Origin of the sequence: Micromonospora sp. NPDC005172 (assembly GCF_040608555.1) — a bacterium.
Classification (GTDB): Bacteria; Actinomycetota; Actinomycetes; order Mycobacteriales; family Micromonosporaceae; genus Micromonospora.
This window is the reverse complement of the sequence record NZ_JBEXIL010000011.1, coordinates 49472-66062: the sequence shown is the minus strand read 5'-3', so window position 1 is coordinate 66062 and position 16591 is coordinate 49472. Positions and strand designations below refer to the sequence as shown.

Genomic DNA, 16591 nt, shown 5'->3' with positions numbered 1-16591 from the left:
GGGCAGTATGGAACCACGGTTGATCTTTTGTCAGCCCCGCCCCGTAACATCCGTGGCATCTGCCCGAAATGCCGGCACAGAGGAATTGATCACACGAGCCGGCGGTCCGCCGCCCAGCGGGAGAGTTCGTACCGGTTGGACATCTGGAGCTTGCGCAGCACGTTCGACACGTGCGTCTCCACCGTCTTGATGGAGATGAACAGCTCCTTGGCGATCTCCTTGTACGCGTACCCCCGGGCGAGCAGGCGCAGCACCTCCCGCTCACGGTTGGTGAGCTGGTCCAACTCCGGGTCGGCCACCGGCGCGTCCGGTCGGGCCGCGAACGCGTCCAGCACGAACCCGGCCAGCCGAGGGCTGAACACGGCGTCGCCGTCGGCGACCCGACGGATCGCCGCGGCCAACTCGTCCGGAGAGATGGTCTTGGTGACGTACCCCCGGGCGCCGGCCCGGATCAGCCCGATCACGTCCTCGGCCGCGTCGGAGACGCTCAGGGCCAGGAACTTGACCTGCGGATGAGTGCGCCGCATCGCCTCCAGCACCGCGCGGCCACCGCCGTCGGGCATGTGGACGTCGAGCAGCACCACGTCCGGCCCGGTGACGGCGATCCGGGTGACCGCCTCGGCCACGGTGCTCGCCTCGCCCACCACCTCGACGTGGGCGCCCAGCTCGGCACGTACCCCGGCCCGGAACATCGCGTGGTCGTCCACGAGGAAGACCCGCAGGCGTTCGGGGCGGCTGGCCGTCTGGTCGGGCTGTTCCGTCGGCTGCTCGGCCATGGTCATTTGTTCCTCTCCGCCGCGGACGAGTCCCGGGAGATCGGCAGGATCAACCGGACCTCGGTCCCCTCCCCCGGGCCGGACCGGATTTCGGCCCGTCCGCCGTGCCGCTTCATCCGTCCGATGATCGAACCGCGTACGCCGTGCCGGTGGTCCTCCACCGTATCCGGGTCGAAGCCCTTCCCTCGGTCCCGGACGAACACGCTGACCTGATCGGGCTCCACCTCGGCGTAGAGCGACACGGTCTGCACACCGGCGTGCCGTGCCGCGTTCACCAGCGCCTCCCGCGCCGCGGCGACCAGCGCGCCGACCTTCTCGTCGGTCTCGCGGTCCCCCACCACCACCGCCTCCACCGTGATCGCGAAGGTGTCCTCGACCTCGGCGGCGGCCTGCTCCAGGGCTGCGGCGAAACGTTCGTTCGGCGAGGCCGTGGGCTTGTAGAGCCAGTTGCGCAACGAGCGCTCCTGCCCCCGCGCCAACCGCTGCACCGTCTTGACGTCGCCGGCGTTGCGCTGGATCAGCGCCAGTGTGTGCAGCACCTGGTCGTGCACCATCGCGGCCAGTTCGGCCCGCTCCTGTTCCCGGATGCGGCCCTCGCGCTCCGCGCGGAGCTGGTTGTACGTCCGCCAGAGCACCGGTGCCGCGACCACTCCGACCCCGGCCAACCCGACCAGCGCGAAGATCACCCCGTTGATCACCGCGTCGAAGTTCTGTGCCGGCGAGTAGACCGCCGCGACACCGATGATGCCGACCGCGACCAGCACCCCGCCCCCGATGAACCGGAGTACGAAGGCCCGCCGGTCGCTCTCCTCGACGACCGCCCCGAGCCACGGGACCGGCATCGCCTCGCCCCAGCGCCGCCGCCGCTCGGGCGCCGACTGGTGCCAGATCACGCCCGCGCCGACCGCGATGATGGCCACCAGCCAGCCGGCGGTGCCCGCCGCGCCCACCGAGTCGAAGACCATCACCTGGATCAGCAGGACACCGAGCCCGATCCCGACGAACGGCAGGAGCTGGGCCACATCCCGCCGGGGCGGCACGGCGGTGTCACCGGGCCGCAGCGGCACCACCGCCCAGAACGCCGCGTACAGCAGCAGTCCGAGCCCACTCAGCCCGAGCAGCACCATGAACGCGACTCGCACGCGCAGCACCGAGATGCCGAGGTGGTCGGCGATGCCGGCGGCGACGCCGGCGGCCATCCGATGCTCGGGGGCCCGGTAGAGGCGCGGAGGTGGGGTCACGATGCTGATCGCAGGCTCCCTGGTCACGGTGGTGGGCTGGGCGCGGGGCGGTACATCCGATCGTCACACGCTGCGGCGTCCGACGACCACGGGGACGCCCCCGACATTCCGGCCCCCCGGATCTCAGGGTGGCGTCAGGGTCGGGTCCTGAGGTCGTTCGGGCGAGGTGGGCAGCAGGATCGAGACATGACCGAGGAAGCTGCCCCGCCGCCCCGCCCCGGGTCGGCACAGCCGGGCGGTTCAGTACCGCCCGCACCGCCCACGACGCCCGCCGGCTGGACCGAGCCCACCACGTTCGGCCCGCCGACCGCGCCGCCGCCGGGCGCCACGTCCGGCGCGTACGAGCCGCCGAGCGCGGGCTACGCGCCCGGTGCCGGCTTCGCCGCCGGCACGGGCTACGCACCAGGCGGGGGTACGACCGGCACGGGCCACGGCCCCGGCGCGGGTACGCCTCCGGGGCCCGGCGCGCCGCTGGGCGGTGCCGGCTTCACCTCGCGGTACGGGCTGGTCCGGCCCCGCGACGGCCGTTACCTGGCCGGGGTCTGCGCGGCGATCGGGCGGGCTACCAACACCGATCCGGTGCTGTGGCGGGTGCTCCTCGCGGTGCTCGGGTTCTTCGGCGGTATCGGCATCCTGGTGTACGTCGCCGCCTGGCTGATCATCCCGAACGAGGGCGACACGGCGTCCCCGGTGGAGTCGATGCTGGGGCGGGGCCGCTCCAGCATGTCCCCGGTGACCGTGATCATCCTGGGCATCCTCGTGGCCGCGAGCTTCGGCTACATCGTCACCGACGCCTTCCGGGCGGTGCTGCTCGGCGCGGCCATCCTGATCGGCGGCGCGTTGCTGCTCAACCGGGACAACCGTGGGCCACAGCCCCCGGGCGGGCCGGTGCCGCCCTCCCCGGCTGGCACGCCACCCGGCCCGGTCCCCCCGGTCGCCTGGCCGGCTCCGACGTACGGCACGGTTCCACCCGCCGGTCCGCTGGCGACCGCGCCGCTGTCGGGTGGCGCGCCGTCGTACAGCGGCCCGCCGGAGAGCGCGTACGCGTCAATCCAGGGCGGCCAGCCGGCCACCATAGCGCAACCGACCGTCGGCGCGGAGCCGGTGTCCCAGCCGGCGGTGGTGTTCGGGGCAGGCCCGGTGTCCGCACAGCCGGCCGGCGTCACGACCGGACCGCAGGGCACCGGCTGGCCGGCGCCCGAGCAGGGCTGGCCGGGCAGCGGCGCGCCCACCCTCGCTACGCCCACCAGCGGCTGGCCTTCGGCACCGGTGACCGCCGTGCCAGCGGCCGGCCCTGTCAGCCAGCCGGGGACGACGACACCGGGCGGGTACCGCCCTCCGTTCGCGCCACACGGCCCGTACGCCACGCCGGCGCCGCCCGCGTACCCCCCGCCCAAGCCACCGAAGCCGCCGAAGCGGCCCCGGGAGCGTTCGCCGCTCGGCGCGGTGACCTTCTCGCTGATCTTCCTGGCGCTCGGCGTGGTCGCCCTGCTCGACCTGCTGGACGTCTTCGACGTCAGCGCCTCGGCGTACTTCGCGGCCGCGTTGGCCACCATCGGGCTGGGGCTGCTGGTCGGCACCTGGTTCGGCCGTGCACGCTGGTTGATCGCGCTGGGCCTGGTGACGGCCGCCGCGCTGGGCACGGCGACGGTTGCCGAGTCCTACGACCGGATCAGGGGCGTCGACGGCGCGGTCACCTGGGCGCCCACCGACTACCGCGACCTCGCCGACCGGTACGAGAACAGCTTCGGTGACGCCGTCCTCGACCTGCGGGGCATCGACTTCACGAAGCGGGACACCCAGGTGACAGTGGCGATCAACTTCGGTCAGGCAACTGTCGTCGTACCGCCCAACGTGGACGTCACCACGGTGGCCGACGTCAACGCCGGCGACGCCACTGTCTTCGGCAACCGCTCCGGCGGGATCGACGGCAAGCTGCGGGAGTCCACCGACCTGGGCGCGGACGGCCCCGGCGGCGGAAAGCTGCGCCTGTACATCCACGTCAATGCCGGCAACCTGGAGGTGACCCGGTGAAGGCTCACCGTACGGACCTGCTCTCGTTCGCATTCGGGCTGCTGTTCCTGGCCCTGTCGGCCTGGTGGCTGCTCGCTCAACTACTCGGGCTCGCGCTGCCGCCGGTCGGCTGGTTCCTGGCCGGCGCGCTGATCCTGATCGGAGTGTTCGGTCTGGTCGGCGCGTTGCGTTCGGGCCGCTCAGGCCGCCCGGAGCCGAACGAGATCGCCGAGCCGGGTACGACGGACGCCGCCACGGTCACGCCCGAGCCGGTCAGCGTCACACCCGAGCCCGGCACGGCCGAGCGCGGCACGCCGCAGACCGCCGCATTCGAGCCGGTCACCTTCGAGCCGGCCACGTTTGAACCCACGCCCGACGCGACGCCCACGGCTGAGCTGCGGACCCCGGAGCCGCCCACGGCGGACGTGGTACACCCCGCCTGGCTGGCCCACGCCCCGGCAGAGCCGGGGACCCCGCCGGACACGGCCGAGCCCGCCGAGCCGGCCCAGGTCGACCACCCGGTCACCCAGGCCGACGCGAAGCGGGCAACCGGTCCGGCGGTCGGCGATGCTCCGGCCGGTGACGACGATCCGACGGTCGGCGGGCATCCGGCCAGTGACGACGCTCCGGGGGTCGGCGACGAGCGGACGGGGCGGCGCGAGAGTTCCTGAGCCGGCTGTCGGCCCGCGCCGCCCCCGGCGAGGGTTCGGCGGTGCGGTCGGCGCGGGCAGGCGCATATGCTGGCTGGTGGAGATCTCGCCTCCGCCGGCCGGCCCGTCCCGCCATGGCGCCCCCGCCGCGATTCCCGTCTCTACCCCGTCAGGAGCCCGCCCGTCATGACGCAGTCCCCCGCCGTGCGTACCACCGGCCGGTCCGGTCCGGTCCGCATCGGCGAGCGCGCCGCCCGTACGCTCGTCGCCGAGCTGGCCCGGATGAACGACCCGAAGGTCGCCCTGCTGGTCGGCGCGAGCCCGGAGTCCGCGGTGCTGGCCGCGGCGATCGAGGCGTTGCTCCCCGGCGACCGGCTCACCGTGACACCCGCCGAGTCCTCCACCGCCGCCGCGCTCCGCGAGCACGTCACCGCCCAGGGCCGGTGGGTCGCCGACCGGGTACGCGTGGTCGACTCGCTCGGCGACGCCGAGGCCGCCGCGGTGGTCATCGCCGGCGAGGCGTTCACCGGCACCGCCGAGGAGGCCCGTAGCGGCATTCAAGGCCTGTCGAAGTACCTCACCGACGGCGCGGTGCTGAGCGTCGCCACCACCGCCACGCCGGGCCGGACCACCGGCGCTGCCGGCGAGCTGGCCCGCCAGGACGCCCTGTACGGCGTCGGCGGGGACCTGGTGCTGCGCAACTCGCCGCCGGTACGGGTCTACCGGTTGCGGTTCACGCCGGCCAGCCCGGCTGCGGCCGACCGGCTGGCTCCGGCGTACCGGCCGTCGAGCGTGCCCCTGACCAGAGGCATGCACATCGACTCGAACGGTGTGGCCGCGGCCGGCATCACGTTGGGTCTGGCGGCGCTGGCCCGGGTGGCGCGTCCGTCGTCCAAGCTGTGGCTGCTGCCGGCGCTGGCGGCCGGCCCCGTCGCCGCGTTCTTCCGTGATCCTCAGCGGGACGTGCCGGAGGACCCGAACGCCGTGGTGGCCAGCGCGGACGGGAAGGTCCTGTCGGTGCAGCGGCTGTACGACGAGCGCTTCGGCGACGGCGAATGGCTGCGCGTGGCGGTCTTCCTGTCGGTGCTGGACGTGCACGTCAACCGTGCTCCGGTCGCCGGCAAGGTGGTTGACTACTTCGTCGCCGACGGTGGCTTCGTCAACGCCATGAAGCCGGACGCCGAGCACAACGTCGCCGCGTACACCGTTCTGGACACCAGCCGCGGCACGGTGGTGGTCGCGCAGCGGACCGGCCTGATCGCCCGCCGCATCGTGCAGCGCGCGCCGATCGGTGCGCTGCTGGCCAGGGGCGAGCGTTTCGGGCTCATCCGGTTCGGCTCGCGGACCGACGTCTACCTGCCGGCCGACGCCGCGGAGCCGCTGGTGGGGCCGGGCGACAAGGTGATCGGCGGTTCCACGGTCATCGCCCGCTGGCGCTGAGACCGGGATGCGAAAACGGGGCGCCGCTGTCCGCGGCGCCCCGTTTCGTGTGTCTGATCAGGCGGTACGACGCTGGCGCAGCCAGAGCACCGGCCCGCTCACCAGGTAGCCGACCACGATCAGGGCGAACGTGAGCCGGATGTCGACGAGCGCGCCGACCACCGGGGCGAGCCAGAGCCACGGCGGCAGCTTCACCAGGCGCGCCAGCTTGGCGTACGGGAAGCTGGACACCATCGCGAAGGCGAGCAGTGCCACACCGGCCACCAGCACGAGACCGGGCACGGGCAGGCCGATCGCCACGGTGAGGGCGAGCACGGCGGCGGCCATGGTGGTCGGGACGCCGCAGAAGAAGCGACCGTCCTTCGGCGAGACGTTGAAGCGGGCCAGCCGGATCGCCGCACACGCCGCGACCAGTGCACACGCCACCGCAGCCGCGGCCGTCGACACGGAGCCGGCGAGCGAGGCGTAGACCACCACGGGTGCGGCGAGACCGAACGAGCACATGTCGGCCAGCGAGTCCATCTGGGCGCCGAACGGGCTGGCGACGCCCAGTCGACGCGCCAACGCACCGTCGAGCCCGTCGAAGATGACGCAGGCGATCAGGCAGAGGGCGGCGATGCGCACCTCACCCTGCATCGCGAGGAAGATCGCCAGCATGCCGAGCATCAGGCTCGACAGGGTGCAGGCGTTGACGACGGCGAACTTCATCCGGCGGGCCATCGTGCGCTCGCCGGGGAGCAGGGGGATCGATCCGGCGGTGGCCTCGTCGGTGTGCGCCATCGGCAGCGCCGGGCTGACCGGCATGACCGCCTCGATCTCGGCGCGAGTGACAGCCCCCGGCCGGCTGAGCCGGTCCAGGCCGTAGCGACGGCGCTGGCGGTCGGCGTACCGGTGCTCGGTCAGTGTCAGGTCGGTGGCCCGAGGGTCACCGTCACGGCGACCCACCCGGACCAGCAGCACCTGGCGGGCGAACGTGCTGCTGCGGCGCAACCGGCCCGCCCAGCGACGCCCTGCGGGGCGCGGACTGTCAGTCGTACGACGCCGGCGCCATGGGGCTCTCGGCACGTTTCCTCCATCACCGGATCGGCTTACCGCCGTAGGGCGGGTGTCCGGCTGTCTCGTGCCGGACCGTGCGTGGCCCGGCAGCCGTTTTGCGGAGTACACCATCGCATAGGGGAACATGGCTTGGCGATAGCTGCCGGCGGTACTTATCTGGTGCAAACCGCGCGAACCGCCTTGTTATTCCCATCCCGGGCTTCATCGCCCGTTTCCTCCACCATTCCCGTCTCTGACTCTACCGGAGGGTAGCCAACTCGGCTCGCTGAGCCGAGTGCTATGAACCCAGCTGTCCGATTGCCGAGGCAGCGATACCGGTCAGCGGCAGGTCAGCGGTATCGGCGGCGGTGAACCAGCCGGCCCGCGCGGTCGAGCCACCGGCGGACTCCGTCACCACCGCGTCGGTGGGTACGTCCACCAGCACCCGATAGATCACCCGGACGCCGTGCCAGTCCAGCGGACGACCCTCCGGGCCGAGCGCGGCCGGGTTGTGCAGGTTGTCCACGCCGAGCAACTCCACCACGCGGCCCACCTGACCACCCTCCTCGACGAGTTCCCGGAGCAGCCCGACGGTCGGCTGCTCGCCGTGGTCGGTGCCGCCGCCGGGCAGGTGCCACTTGCCGGCCCCGGGGTAGCCGTCGGCGATCTGGGTCAGCAGGATCCGCCCCGCCGGGTCGGTGACCAGCCCGTACGCCCCGAAGCGCAACCGCCGGTCCGGATGCGACGCCGGGAGTGGCTCGACGGACGGATACGCGTCGACCGGAAGTGGGACGACCGGCAGGCCGAGCAGTTCGGCGCTGAACGGCGTCAACGGCAGCTCGGTGGCGGCCTCGGGGCTGACCCAGCGACCCTCGACCGTGCCCCCGCCGGTGACCTCGGGCACATCGCCGCGCACGGTCATCTCGAAGAGCAACCGGTCGGTGTGCATCGACACACCGTCACCCGCGTCGGCGTCCACGTCCGCGACGACGGATCGCAACCGGCCCACCGAGACGGTCAGCCCGGTCTGCTCGGAGACCGTACGTACCACGGCCCGCTCAGGGTGCTCCGCATGCGCGACGAGCCCTCCAGGCAGCGACCAGACCCGCTCACCACCACCCCGAACGACCAAGAACCGCCTCAGCTGCTCGAAGAACCCATAAACAGCAACCCGCCGCGCCAAAACCCCCACACCCACTCCCCCGCTCCCCCGCCGCCCGGCCCGCCGGCCCGCCCCGCCGGCCCGCCCCGCCGGCCCAGCCCGGTGATCATGAAGTTATTGCCGTCCATCTCGGCGTGTCCTGACAATAACTTCATGATCACCGCGGTGCAGGGGTGATGCGGTGGAGGGGGGGAGGGAGGGGGGAGAGGGGGGAGGGAGGGGGGTCAGGTTAGTTGGGCTGCTTGGACTGCTTCTGCTGTCACCTCGGTGAGGTGGTCTGTGGGGAGGGCGCCCAGTTCTTCGCGGGCGAACCAGCGGGCCTCGCAGGTGGAGCCACCCACGTCGGCGATGGTCAGCGGGTTGGGCTGGTCGACCACCACCCGGTAGAAGGCGCGTACGCCGTGCCAGTCGATGGGGTAACCCTCCGGGCCCAGCGAGGCGGCGTCACGGTGGCTCGCGACACCCAGCAGCTCGACGAGGCGGCCCGCCTGGCCGGTCTCCTCGACCAGTTCCCGGATGAGCGCCGCGCCGGGCTGCTCGCCGTAGTCGGTGCCGCCGCCGGGCAGGTGCCAGCAGCCGGCGCCCGGGTAGCCGTCGGAGATCCGGGTGAGCAGCACCCGGCCGGCCGGGTCGGTGCACACCGCGTACGCGGCGAAGCGCTGGGCGCGGTGCAGCCCGTCCGGGCCGGGGACCGCGTAGAAGGAGGGGAACTCGGGAGCCTCGTCGGGCACCACGTCGGCCGAGGAGGCGGGCAGACCGAGGGCGCGCGCGGTGAACGAGCGCAGCGGCAACTGCCGCGCCTCGTCCAGGGTGTACCAGCGAGCGAGGTCGGTGGGGCGCTCGCCGGCCCGGTCGGCGAGGGTGCCGCCGCGCACCGTCACGCGGTAGATCAGCCGGTCGGTGTGGATGGTGATGCCGCGCTCGGGCAGGGCCCGCATGTCGGCGAGCACGTCCGCCAGGCCGCGGACGGCGACCGAGAGCCCCGTCTCGGCAGCGGTCTCGCGGACGACTGTGTGGTTGGGGTCCTCGCCGTGGTCGACCGCCCCGCCGGGCAGGGACCACGTGCCGGGGGTGCCGGAGCGCTCCGATGCGCGGACCAGCAACACTCGGCCGTCTGAATCAGCACAAACTGCGTATGCCGCGATCCTGCGAAGCGGCTCCAGCATGGTGGTCACGGGTCCAAATTCTCCCCGGGCCGCGTTACCGGAACGGAAAAGAGTCGGATTCCTGACTCCCGGCTTCCCGCTCAGGGATCGATCAGGGTAGGCATCCGGGCGGTCACCGAGGGCAGAGCGGGCCCCGGCGCGGACCGTGGAGACATGACACCTACCGCCGCTTCCCACGCCCCGTACAAGCAGCTCCGGCGACCCATCACCGACCGCATGGTGGCGGGGGTCGCCAGCGGCCTCGGCCGCTACTTCGACGTCGATCCCACACTGGTCCGCGTGACCTTCGCCGTCACCGGCCTGCTCACCGGCGGACTCGCCCTGCTCGCGTACCCGATCATGTGGTTCCTGATGCCCGAGGAGCCCACCGGCGCGCCCGCCTGGCCGCACCCGGCGGGCGTCGCGCCCACCGCCGGGTCCGCGCCCGGCGGTCCACAGCCGGGGTACGCCCCGACGCCGCCCTACCCGCCGACGACCCCGCCGGCGGCGTGAGGACGGCTCACTCCCACTCGATGGTGCCCGGCGGCTTGCTGGTCACGTCCAGCACCACCCGGTTGACCTCGGCGACCTCGTTGGTGATCCGGGTGGAGATCCGCGCAACCACCTCGTAGGGCAACCGCGACCAGTCGGCGGTCATCGCGTCCTCGCTGGAGACCGGACGCAGCACCACGGGATGCCCGTAGCTGCGCCCGTCACCCTGCACGCCGACGCTGCGCACGTCGGCGAGCAGCACCACGGGGAACTGCCAGACGCCCCGGTCCAGGCCGGCGGCCGTCAGCTCCTCGCGGGCGATCAGGTCGGCCTGACGCAGCAGGTCGAGGCGGTCCCGGTCGACGGCGCCGATGATCCGGATGGCCAGACCGGGACCGGGGAACGGGTGCCGCCAGACCATCGCCTCGGGCAGGCCGAGCTGGAGGCCGAGCGCGCGGACCTCGTCCTTGAAGAGTGTGCGCAGCGGCTCGACGAGCGCGAACTTCAGGTCCTCCGGCAGGCCGCCGACGTTGTGGTGGCTCTTGATGTTGGCGGTGCCGGTGCCGCCGCCGGACTCGACCACGTCCGGGTAGAGGGTGCCCTGGACGAGGAACTCCACGTCACCGTGCGAGGCGATCTCGCGGGCGGCGGCCTCGAAGACCCGGATGAACTCCCGACCGATGATCTTGCGCTTCTGCTCGGGATCGGTCACCCCGGCCAGCGCGCCGAGGAACCGCTCCGCCGCGTCGACCACCTTCAGCTTGATGCCCGTGGCGGCGACGTAGTCCTTCTCGACCTGCTCGGCCTCACCGGCGCGCAGCAGGCCGTGGTCGACGAAGACGCAGGTGAGCTGGTCACCGACCGCCCGGTGCACCAGCGCGGCGGCGACCGCCGAGTCCACCCCGCCGGAGAGGCCGCAGATGACCTCCTTGTCGCCGACCTGCGCCCGGATCAGGGCGACCTGCTCGTCGATGATGTTCTCGGGCGTCCAGGTCGGCTCGATGCCGGCGATGTCGTAGAGGAAGCGGGTCAGCATCTCCTGGCCGTGCGCGGTGTGCCCGACCTCCGGGTGGAACTGGACGCCGGCCCGACGGCCGGCCACGTCCTCGAAGGCCGCGACGGGAGCGCCCGCCGACTCGGCGGTCACCGTGAAGCCCTCGGGCGCCTCGGTGACGCAGTCACCGTGGCTCATCCAGACCGGCAGGTCCGCCGGCAGGTCACGCAGCAGCACGCCCGGCTCGGTGAGGCGGGGACGCAGCGGCGTGCCGCCGTACTCGCGGTTGCCCGTCCGCGCGACGGTGCCACCGAGCGCCTGGGCCATCGCCTGGAAGCCGTAGCAGATGCCGAAGACCGGCACGTCGGACGTGAACAGGCCGGCGTCGATCTGCGGGGCGTCCGGCGCGTACACGCTGGCCGGACCGCCGGAGAGGATGATCGCGGCCGGGTTCTTCGCCAGCATCTCGGCGACCGGCATCGAGTGCGGCACGATCTCGGAGTAGACCTTCGCCTCGCGGACCCGGCGCGCGATGAGCTGGGCGTACTGGGCTCCGAAGTCCACCACGAGGACAGGGCGAGGCAGGCTCATGTGCACAAAGCCTACCGACAGTCACCCCCGACCCGAGCCGCGCCCCACGCACTCGGCGCGGCGGCGGCACCGTTGGTGGTATGCCCTGATATGTCCGGCAGGGCGTCGCCGGCGTTCCGCATCTCGATACGGTGCGCGACGATCCCCAAGCAAATCGGACGGAGGCGTGCCGATGACCGAGGTGACCGTCCGGGACTTCCGCCCCACGGACGGCGAGGCGCTGTCGGCCCTGGTCGTCCGCTGCCTGCGGGAGGTGAACAGCCGCGACTACCCGGCCGAGCTGATCGACCGGATGTGCGACCACTTCACCGCCGACCGGTTCCGCGAACTCAGTGCCGAGCGGCGGATCTACGTCGCCGAACACCACGGACGCCCGGTCGGCACGGTGTCCCGCGACGGCAACAAGGTCTACACCATGTTCGTCGACCCGGACGCGCACGGCCGCGGCATCGGCCGCCGGTTGATGCGGCACGTCGAGGAACTGGCCCGGGCCGAGGGGCACACGTTCATGGAGACGGGCGCCAGCCACACCGGGCACGGGTTCTACCACCGGATCGGTTACACCGACGTGCGGGTCAGCGACACCGTCTTCGGCGTCAACCACATCCTCCGCCGGCCCCTGTCAGGGGCGTAGCGCGGCCGGGGCGTCCGCGGGTACCGCCGGCTTGTCCGGGGGTACGGGGGCTACCCGGCGGTACGGGGTGCCCAGGGATGGGCGGGGGTCCTGGGCACCCTTGTTGGGCCAGAAGGACATCGCCCGTTCGGCCTGTGCGGTGATCGTCAGGGACGGGTTCACGCCCAGGTTCGCCGACACGGCCGCGCCGTCGACCACGTGCAGCCCCGGATGGCCGTACACCCGGTGCCAGGGGTCGACCACGCCGTCGGCCGGAGTGGCGCCGATCACCGCCCCGCCCAGGATGTGCGCGGTGACCGGGATGTCGAACGGCTCGGTGAGCGAGCCGCCGGGCGTACCGCCGATCTCCTCGGCGAGCAGCCGGGTGGCGGTGTTGCCAGCCGGGATCCACGTCGGGCTCGGCATGCCGTGACCCGGCCCGGCGACCAACCGCCGACCCCACAGGCCGCGCCGCCAGCGGGTGGTCAGCGAGTTGTCCACCGACTGCATCACCAGGGCGATCACCGTCCGCTCCGACCAGCCACGCACCGACAGCATCCGGGCGGCCAGCCGCGGCTGCCGGACGATGCTGCCCAGCCACCGCCGGACCCGGTGCGGACCCCCGTCGACAAGCAACGACTGGAGCAGACCCATCGCGTTGGAGCCGCGGCCGTAGCGGACCGGCTCGATGTGGGTCTGCGGGTCGGGGTGGAACGAGCTGGTGATCGCCACGCCCTCGGTGAAGTCGGTCCGCTGCTGCCGGGCCCGCTGCCGGGGCATCGACGCGCCGAGGATCGCCTCCGAGTTGGTCCGGGTCAGCGCGCCCAGCCGATCCGACAGGCGCGGCAGCGCACCGGTGGCCTTCATCTCGTGCAGCAGCCGCTGGGTGCCCAGCGCGCCGGCCGCGAAGACCACCTGGTCGGCGTGGATCACCTGCCGCCGTCGGCGCAACCACGCGCCGGTGCGCTCGGTGTGCACCTCGTATCCACCGCCGGTGGCCGGACGGACGGCCGTCACCGTGGTCAGCGGGTGCACGGTGGCACCCAGCCGCTCGGCGAGCCAGAGGTAGTTCTTGGCCAACGTGTTCTTGGCCCCGTGTCGGCACCCGGTCATGCACGAGCCACAGTGCAGGCAACCGGTGCGCTCCGGGCCGACACCGCCGAAGTAGGGGTCGGCGACGCGCTGGCCCGGACGGCCGATGTGCACACCGACCGGGGTGGCGCGGAAGGTGTGCCCCACCCCCATCCGGTCGGCCACCGCCCGCATGGCGCGGTCCGCGCCCGTCTGGATCGGGTACGTGGTGACGCCGAGCATCCGTTTCGCCTGGTCGTAGTGGCGGGCCAACTCGTCACGCCAGTCGGTGACGTCGCGCCACTGCGGATCGGTGTAGAAGGCGTCCAGCGGCTCGTAGAGGGTGTTCGCGTAGACCAGCGACCCGCCGCCCACTCCGGCCCCGGAGAGCACCAGCACGCCGCCGGACCGGCCGGCGGTCCCGCGGAGCAGGGTGAGCCGCTGGATGCCGTAGCAGCCCAACTTCGGTGCCCAGAGGAACCGGCGCAGGCGCCACGAGGTCTGCGGGAACTCGTCGTCGGCGAAACGGCGGCCGGCCTCGACGACACCGACCGAGTAGCCCTTCTCCGCGAGCCGCAGCGCGGTGACACCACCGCCGAAGCCGGACCCGATGACGACCACGTCGTACCGCATGGACGCATCATTACCCGCCAGTAGCGCTCGCGCCAGCGCCCGTTTTCGCGCGATCATGCACCGGCCGACCGACCCGGCGCCTCCCGGCCGCAACCTGGAGCACCCGTCGGAGCGTTGTTCCGGATACGGGTGGAAGGAAGCACACGATGATTCTGGGGTCGATGGAGCCGCGCCGACGCTGGCTGCTGCTCGGGTTGGCGGCACTCGCCGTCATCGCGTTGATCGTGGGTGGAGCGACGGTGATCACGCGGCTGAGCGGCGACGACAAGCCCGCCGGCACCCCGCTGGCCGGCTCGCCGAGCCCGTCGTCGGCCGCCCCGGCCACCCCCAGCCCGAGCGGCCCGCCCCCGGGCGCGAACATCAAGGGCCCGTTGACACTGCTGCTGGTCGGCGTGGACACCCGGGTCAGCGTGCCGGGCTGGGAGCCGCACTCCGACGCCGTCCTGGTGCTGCACGTGCCGAAGGGGCTGGATCGGGCGTACCTCTTCTCCCTGCCCCGCGACCTGCTGGTGGACATCCCGGCGTTCCCCAAGGCCGGCTACAAGGGCGGCAAGACCAAGCTCACCCACTCGATGAGCTTCGGCAGCCGGGTGCCCGGCAAGCCCAAGCAGCCGAGCACCGCCCAGGGGTACGAGCTGCTGCGCAGCACGGTGAGCGGGTACACCGGGCTGCGGATCGACGCGGGCGCGGTGCTCACCTTCGGCGGGTTCGACAAGCTGGTGAACGCCCTCGGCGGGGTGGACATCTACGTCGACCAGCGGGTGGCGTCCCTGCACCGCAAGCCGGACGGCAAGTACCGGGACAGCGCGCCCGGCGGCTACACCGGGCCGCAGAAGGTCTATGAGAAGGGCGAGCAGCACCTCAACGGGTGGCAGGCGCTGGACTACGCCCGGCAGCGCTACATCACCGGCGGCGACTACGCCCGCCAGCGCCACCAGCAGCAGCTCGTCAAAGCCCTGACCCGCAAGATCCTCGACGAGGGCCTGGCCCGACAGCCCGAGCGCGTCGACCAGGTGGTCGCCGCCCTGGGCGACACCCTGGTGTACGTGGGTGGTGACCGGATCGTCGACCTGGCGTACGCCCTCAGCGGGGTGCCGGAGAACCAGTTCACCCTGGTCGGCCTGCCCGGTTCCGGCGTCGGCAAGGGCAGCGCCTACCGCGGCGAACAGCTCACCGGCGAGGGGCGGGCCTTCATCACCGAACTCCGCGCCGGCCGCGCGGAGGCGTATCTGAAGGCCCACCCCAACCTGGTGGTCAAGAAGTAACCCCGGCTCAGAGCTTCTTGGGTTGGGCGGGCTTCTTGGTGCCGTACAGCCACGCGTCGAAGAGGGCGTCGAGCTGCTTGCCGGAGATGCGCTCGGCGAGGGCCACGAACTCGGCCGTGGTGGCGGTGCCGTTGCGCTTCTCCGCCGCCCAGGTCTTGACGATCTCGAAGAACGCCTTGTCGCCGACGGCCACCCGCAGCGCGTGCAGGGTCATCCCGCCACGCTGGTAGACCGACTCGCTGAACAGGTCCTTCACGCCCGGCTTGCCGGGCGGGGTCTTCCACACCGTGGGGGGCACCTGCTGGTACCGGACGTCGAACGCCTGCTTGGCGGTGTACTCCTTGGTGTGCTCCGCCCAGAGCCACTCCGCGTACGTCGCGAAGCCCTCGTTGAGCCAGATGTCCTCCCACTTGGCCAACGCCACGCTGTCGCCGAACCACTGGTGGGCAAGCTCGTGGGCGACCACCTCGGTGTTCTCGCCCCGCCGGAAGAAGCCGGCCGAGTAGACCGGGCGGCTCTGCGTCTCCAGTGCGTACCCGATCCGGCTGTCCGAGACCACCACGCCGCCGTACGCGTCGAACGGGTACGGCCCGAACACGGTCTCCAGGTAGTCGGCCACCGTGACGGTCTTCGCGATCGACGCGTCGGACGCGCCCTTGGCCACCTTGGTGGTGACCGCGCTGTAGACCGGCTTGCCCTTGTGCTGACCGGTGGTGATCCGGAACTTGCCGATCACCACGTTGCTCAGGTAGCTGGCCATCGGCGACTTCTCCGACCACTTCCAGGTGGTCCAGCCGTCAGTGGTGCTGTTGCCGGCCGGCACGCCGTTGCTGACGGCGGTGACGCCCTGCGGGACGGTGATCTCGAACTCGTACGCGGCCTTGTCCGACGGGTGGTCGTTGACCGGGAACCAGGTGCTCGCCGACTCGGGCTGGCCCAACGCGATCGCGCCGTCGGCGGTGTGCAGGAACCCGCCATCGCCCAGCAGCTCGTTCTTCAGCGGCTTCGGCACCCCCTCGTACGCGATGTCGACCACGAAACCGTTGCCCGTGATGAGCCCGGCCGCCGGCTTGATCACCAGCTCGTTCTTGTCCCGGGTGTAGGTGGCCGGGGTGGCGTCCACGGTGACCGTCTTGACGGTCAGGCCGGCCAGGTCGAGGTTGAACGTCGACAGGTCCGCCGTCGCGGTGGCCTGGACGGTGGTCGTACCCGTCAACCGGTCCTTCGCCGGGTCGTAGCGCACCTTCACGGTGTACTGCCCGACGTCGTACCCGCCGTTGCCGTAGCTCGGGAAGTACGTGTCGCCGACCCCGGCGGCTCCGGCGGTGAAGGCCCGCGACGGCGTCGGGGACGCGCTCGGCGACGGCGCCGCCGCCTCCGGTGTGGACGAGTCGCATCCGGACAGCACGAGCGCCCCGGTCACCAACAGACCGGCGCCCACGCGCAGCCGGTGTCGCCTACCCCGCATCA

At 72.3% G+C, this 16591-nt stretch carries 13 protein-coding genes and 1 pseudogene; 6 read left to right on the top strand and 8 right to left on the bottom strand.

What is annotated here, in order from left to right:
• Positions 1-89 precede the first annotated feature (89 nt).
• Complete coding sequence (locus ABZV06_RS10135) at positions 90-776, bottom strand: response regulator transcription factor (RefSeq protein WP_355620346.1); 687 nt, start codon at positions 774-776, stop codon at positions 90-92.
• Between the two features lie 2 nt (positions 777-778).
• Positions 779-2044 carry a PspC domain-containing protein gene (locus ABZV06_RS10130; protein WP_355246997.1) on the bottom strand — a complete coding sequence of 422 codons (1266 nt, stop codon included), beginning with the start codon at positions 2042-2044 and terminating at the stop codon, positions 779-781.
• A gap of 159 nt (positions 2045-2203) precedes the next feature.
• On the opposite strand from ABZV06_RS10130, the gene ABZV06_RS10125 reads away from it, so the two are divergent.
• The 3 genes and pseudogenes from ABZV06_RS10125 to ABZV06_RS10115 all read left to right on the top strand — a co-directional run bounded on the left by ABZV06_RS10125 (position 2204) and on the right by ABZV06_RS10115 (position 6120).
• On the top strand, positions 2204-4051 hold the full coding sequence (locus ABZV06_RS10125) for a PspC domain-containing protein (protein ID WP_355620233.1): 1848 nt from the start codon (positions 2204-2206) through the stop codon (positions 4049-4051).
• Positions 4048-4242: pseudogene (locus tag ABZV06_RS10120) on the top strand (hypothetical protein); the annotation flags it as partial. The gene ABZV06_RS10125 and the pseudogene ABZV06_RS10120, both read left to right, overlap by 4 nt.
• 624 nt (positions 4243-4866) lie before the next feature.
• Positions 4867-6120, top strand: coding sequence for a phosphatidylserine decarboxylase (locus ABZV06_RS10115; protein ID WP_355246992.1), 1254 nt, complete (start codon positions 4867-4869; stop codon positions 6118-6120).
• 57 nt (positions 6121-6177) lie between these two features.
• Here the strand turns inward: ABZV06_RS10115 and ABZV06_RS10110 are convergent, their stop codons facing one another.
• The 3 genes from ABZV06_RS10110 to ABZV06_RS10100 all read right to left on the bottom strand — a co-directional run bounded on the left by ABZV06_RS10110 (position 6178) and on the right by ABZV06_RS10100 (position 9492).
• A complete protein-coding gene (locus tag ABZV06_RS10110; RefSeq protein WP_355620344.1) occupies positions 6178-7110 on the bottom strand; it encodes a CDP-alcohol phosphatidyltransferase family protein in 933 nt (310 codons plus the stop codon).
• A 343-nt stretch (positions 7111-7453) separates the two neighbouring features.
• The gene (locus ABZV06_RS10105; RefSeq protein WP_355620341.1) at positions 7454-8299 is read right to left on the bottom strand and encodes an NUDIX domain-containing protein; all 846 of its coding nucleotides are present in this window, start codon (positions 8297-8299) and stop codon (positions 7454-7456) included.
• Positions 8300-8541: 242 nt separating this feature from the next.
• On the bottom strand, positions 8542-9492 hold the full coding sequence (locus tag ABZV06_RS10100) for an NUDIX domain-containing protein (protein WP_355246989.1): 951 nt from the start codon (positions 9490-9492) through the stop codon (positions 8542-8544).
• 144 nt (positions 9493-9636) lie between these two features.
• Here ABZV06_RS10100 and ABZV06_RS10095 point away from each other — a divergent pair, with 144 nt between their 5' ends.
• Complete coding sequence (locus tag ABZV06_RS10095; protein ID WP_355620230.1) at positions 9637-9975, top strand: PspC domain-containing protein; 339 nt, start codon at positions 9637-9639, stop codon at positions 9973-9975.
• A 7-nt stretch (positions 9976-9982) separates the two neighbouring features.
• Here the strand turns inward: ABZV06_RS10095 and guaA are convergent, their stop codons facing one another.
• Positions 9983-11539: a glutamine-hydrolyzing GMP synthase gene (gene guaA / locus ABZV06_RS10090; RefSeq protein WP_355246984.1), complete on the bottom strand. Its 1557-nt coding sequence runs from the start codon at positions 11537-11539 to the stop codon at positions 9983-9985.
• A 172-nt stretch (positions 11540-11711) separates the two neighbouring features.
• On the opposite strand from guaA, the gene ABZV06_RS10085 reads away from it, so the two are divergent.
• The gene (locus ABZV06_RS10085) at positions 11712-12173 is read left to right on the top strand and encodes a GNAT family N-acetyltransferase (RefSeq protein ID WP_355246981.1); all 462 of its coding nucleotides are present in this window, start codon (positions 11712-11714) and stop codon (positions 12171-12173) included.
• Here ABZV06_RS10085 and ABZV06_RS10080 read toward each other — a convergent pair.
• Entirely contained in the window at positions 12162-13856 is a 1695-nt protein-coding gene (locus ABZV06_RS10080; protein ID WP_355246978.1) for a GMC family oxidoreductase, read from the bottom strand. The genes ABZV06_RS10085 and ABZV06_RS10080 overlap by 12 nt on opposite strands.
• Positions 13857-14002: 146 nt before the next feature.
• Between ABZV06_RS10080 and ABZV06_RS10075 the strand changes: the two genes are divergently transcribed.
• Positions 14003-15121, top strand: a complete 1119-nt coding sequence (locus tag ABZV06_RS10075) for an LCP family protein (RefSeq protein ID WP_355620227.1) — start codon at positions 14003-14005, stop codon at positions 15119-15121.
• Positions 15122-15128: 7 nt separating this feature from the next.
• Here the strand turns inward: ABZV06_RS10075 and ABZV06_RS10070 are convergent, their stop codons facing one another.
• Positions 15129-16589 carry a M1 family metallopeptidase gene (locus ABZV06_RS10070; RefSeq protein ID WP_355246973.1) on the bottom strand — a complete coding sequence of 487 codons (1461 nt, stop codon included), beginning with the start codon at positions 16587-16589 and terminating at the stop codon, positions 15129-15131.
• Positions 16590-16591 lie beyond the last annotated feature (2 nt).

Bases quoted from the DNA above. Each gene is read 5' to 3' on its own strand.
- ABZV06_RS10135 (WP_355620346.1), bottom strand. From the start codon at position 776: ATGGCCGAGCAGCCGACGGAACAGCCCGACCAGACGGCCAGCCGCCCC.
- ABZV06_RS10125 (WP_355620233.1), top strand. From the start codon at position 2,204: ATGACCGAGGAAGCTGCCCCGCCGCCCCGCCCCGGGTCGGCACAGCCG.
- ABZV06_RS10115 (WP_355246992.1), top strand. From the start codon at position 4,867: ATGACGCAGTCCCCCGCCGTGCGTACCACCGGCCGGTCCGGTCCGGTC.
- ABZV06_RS10095 (WP_355620230.1), top strand. From the start codon at position 9,637: ATGACACCTACCGCCGCTTCCCACGCCCCGTACAAGCAGCTCCGGCGA.
- guaA (WP_355246984.1), bottom strand. From the start codon at position 11,539: ATGAGCCTGCCTCGCCCTGTCCTCGTGGTGGACTTCGGAGCCCAGTAC.
- ABZV06_RS10085 (WP_355246981.1), top strand. From the start codon at position 11,712: ATGACCGAGGTGACCGTCCGGGACTTCCGCCCCACGGACGGCGAGGCG.
- ABZV06_RS10080 (WP_355246978.1), bottom strand. From the start codon at position 13,856: ATGCGGTACGACGTGGTCGTCATCGGGTCCGGCTTCGGCGGTGGTGTC.
- ABZV06_RS10075 (WP_355620227.1), top strand. From the start codon at position 14,003: ATGATTCTGGGGTCGATGGAGCCGCGCCGACGCTGGCTGCTGCTCGGG.
- ABZV06_RS10070 (WP_355246973.1), bottom strand. From the start codon at position 16,589: ATGCGGGGTAGGCGACACCGGCTGCGCGTGGGCGCCGGTCTGTTGGTG.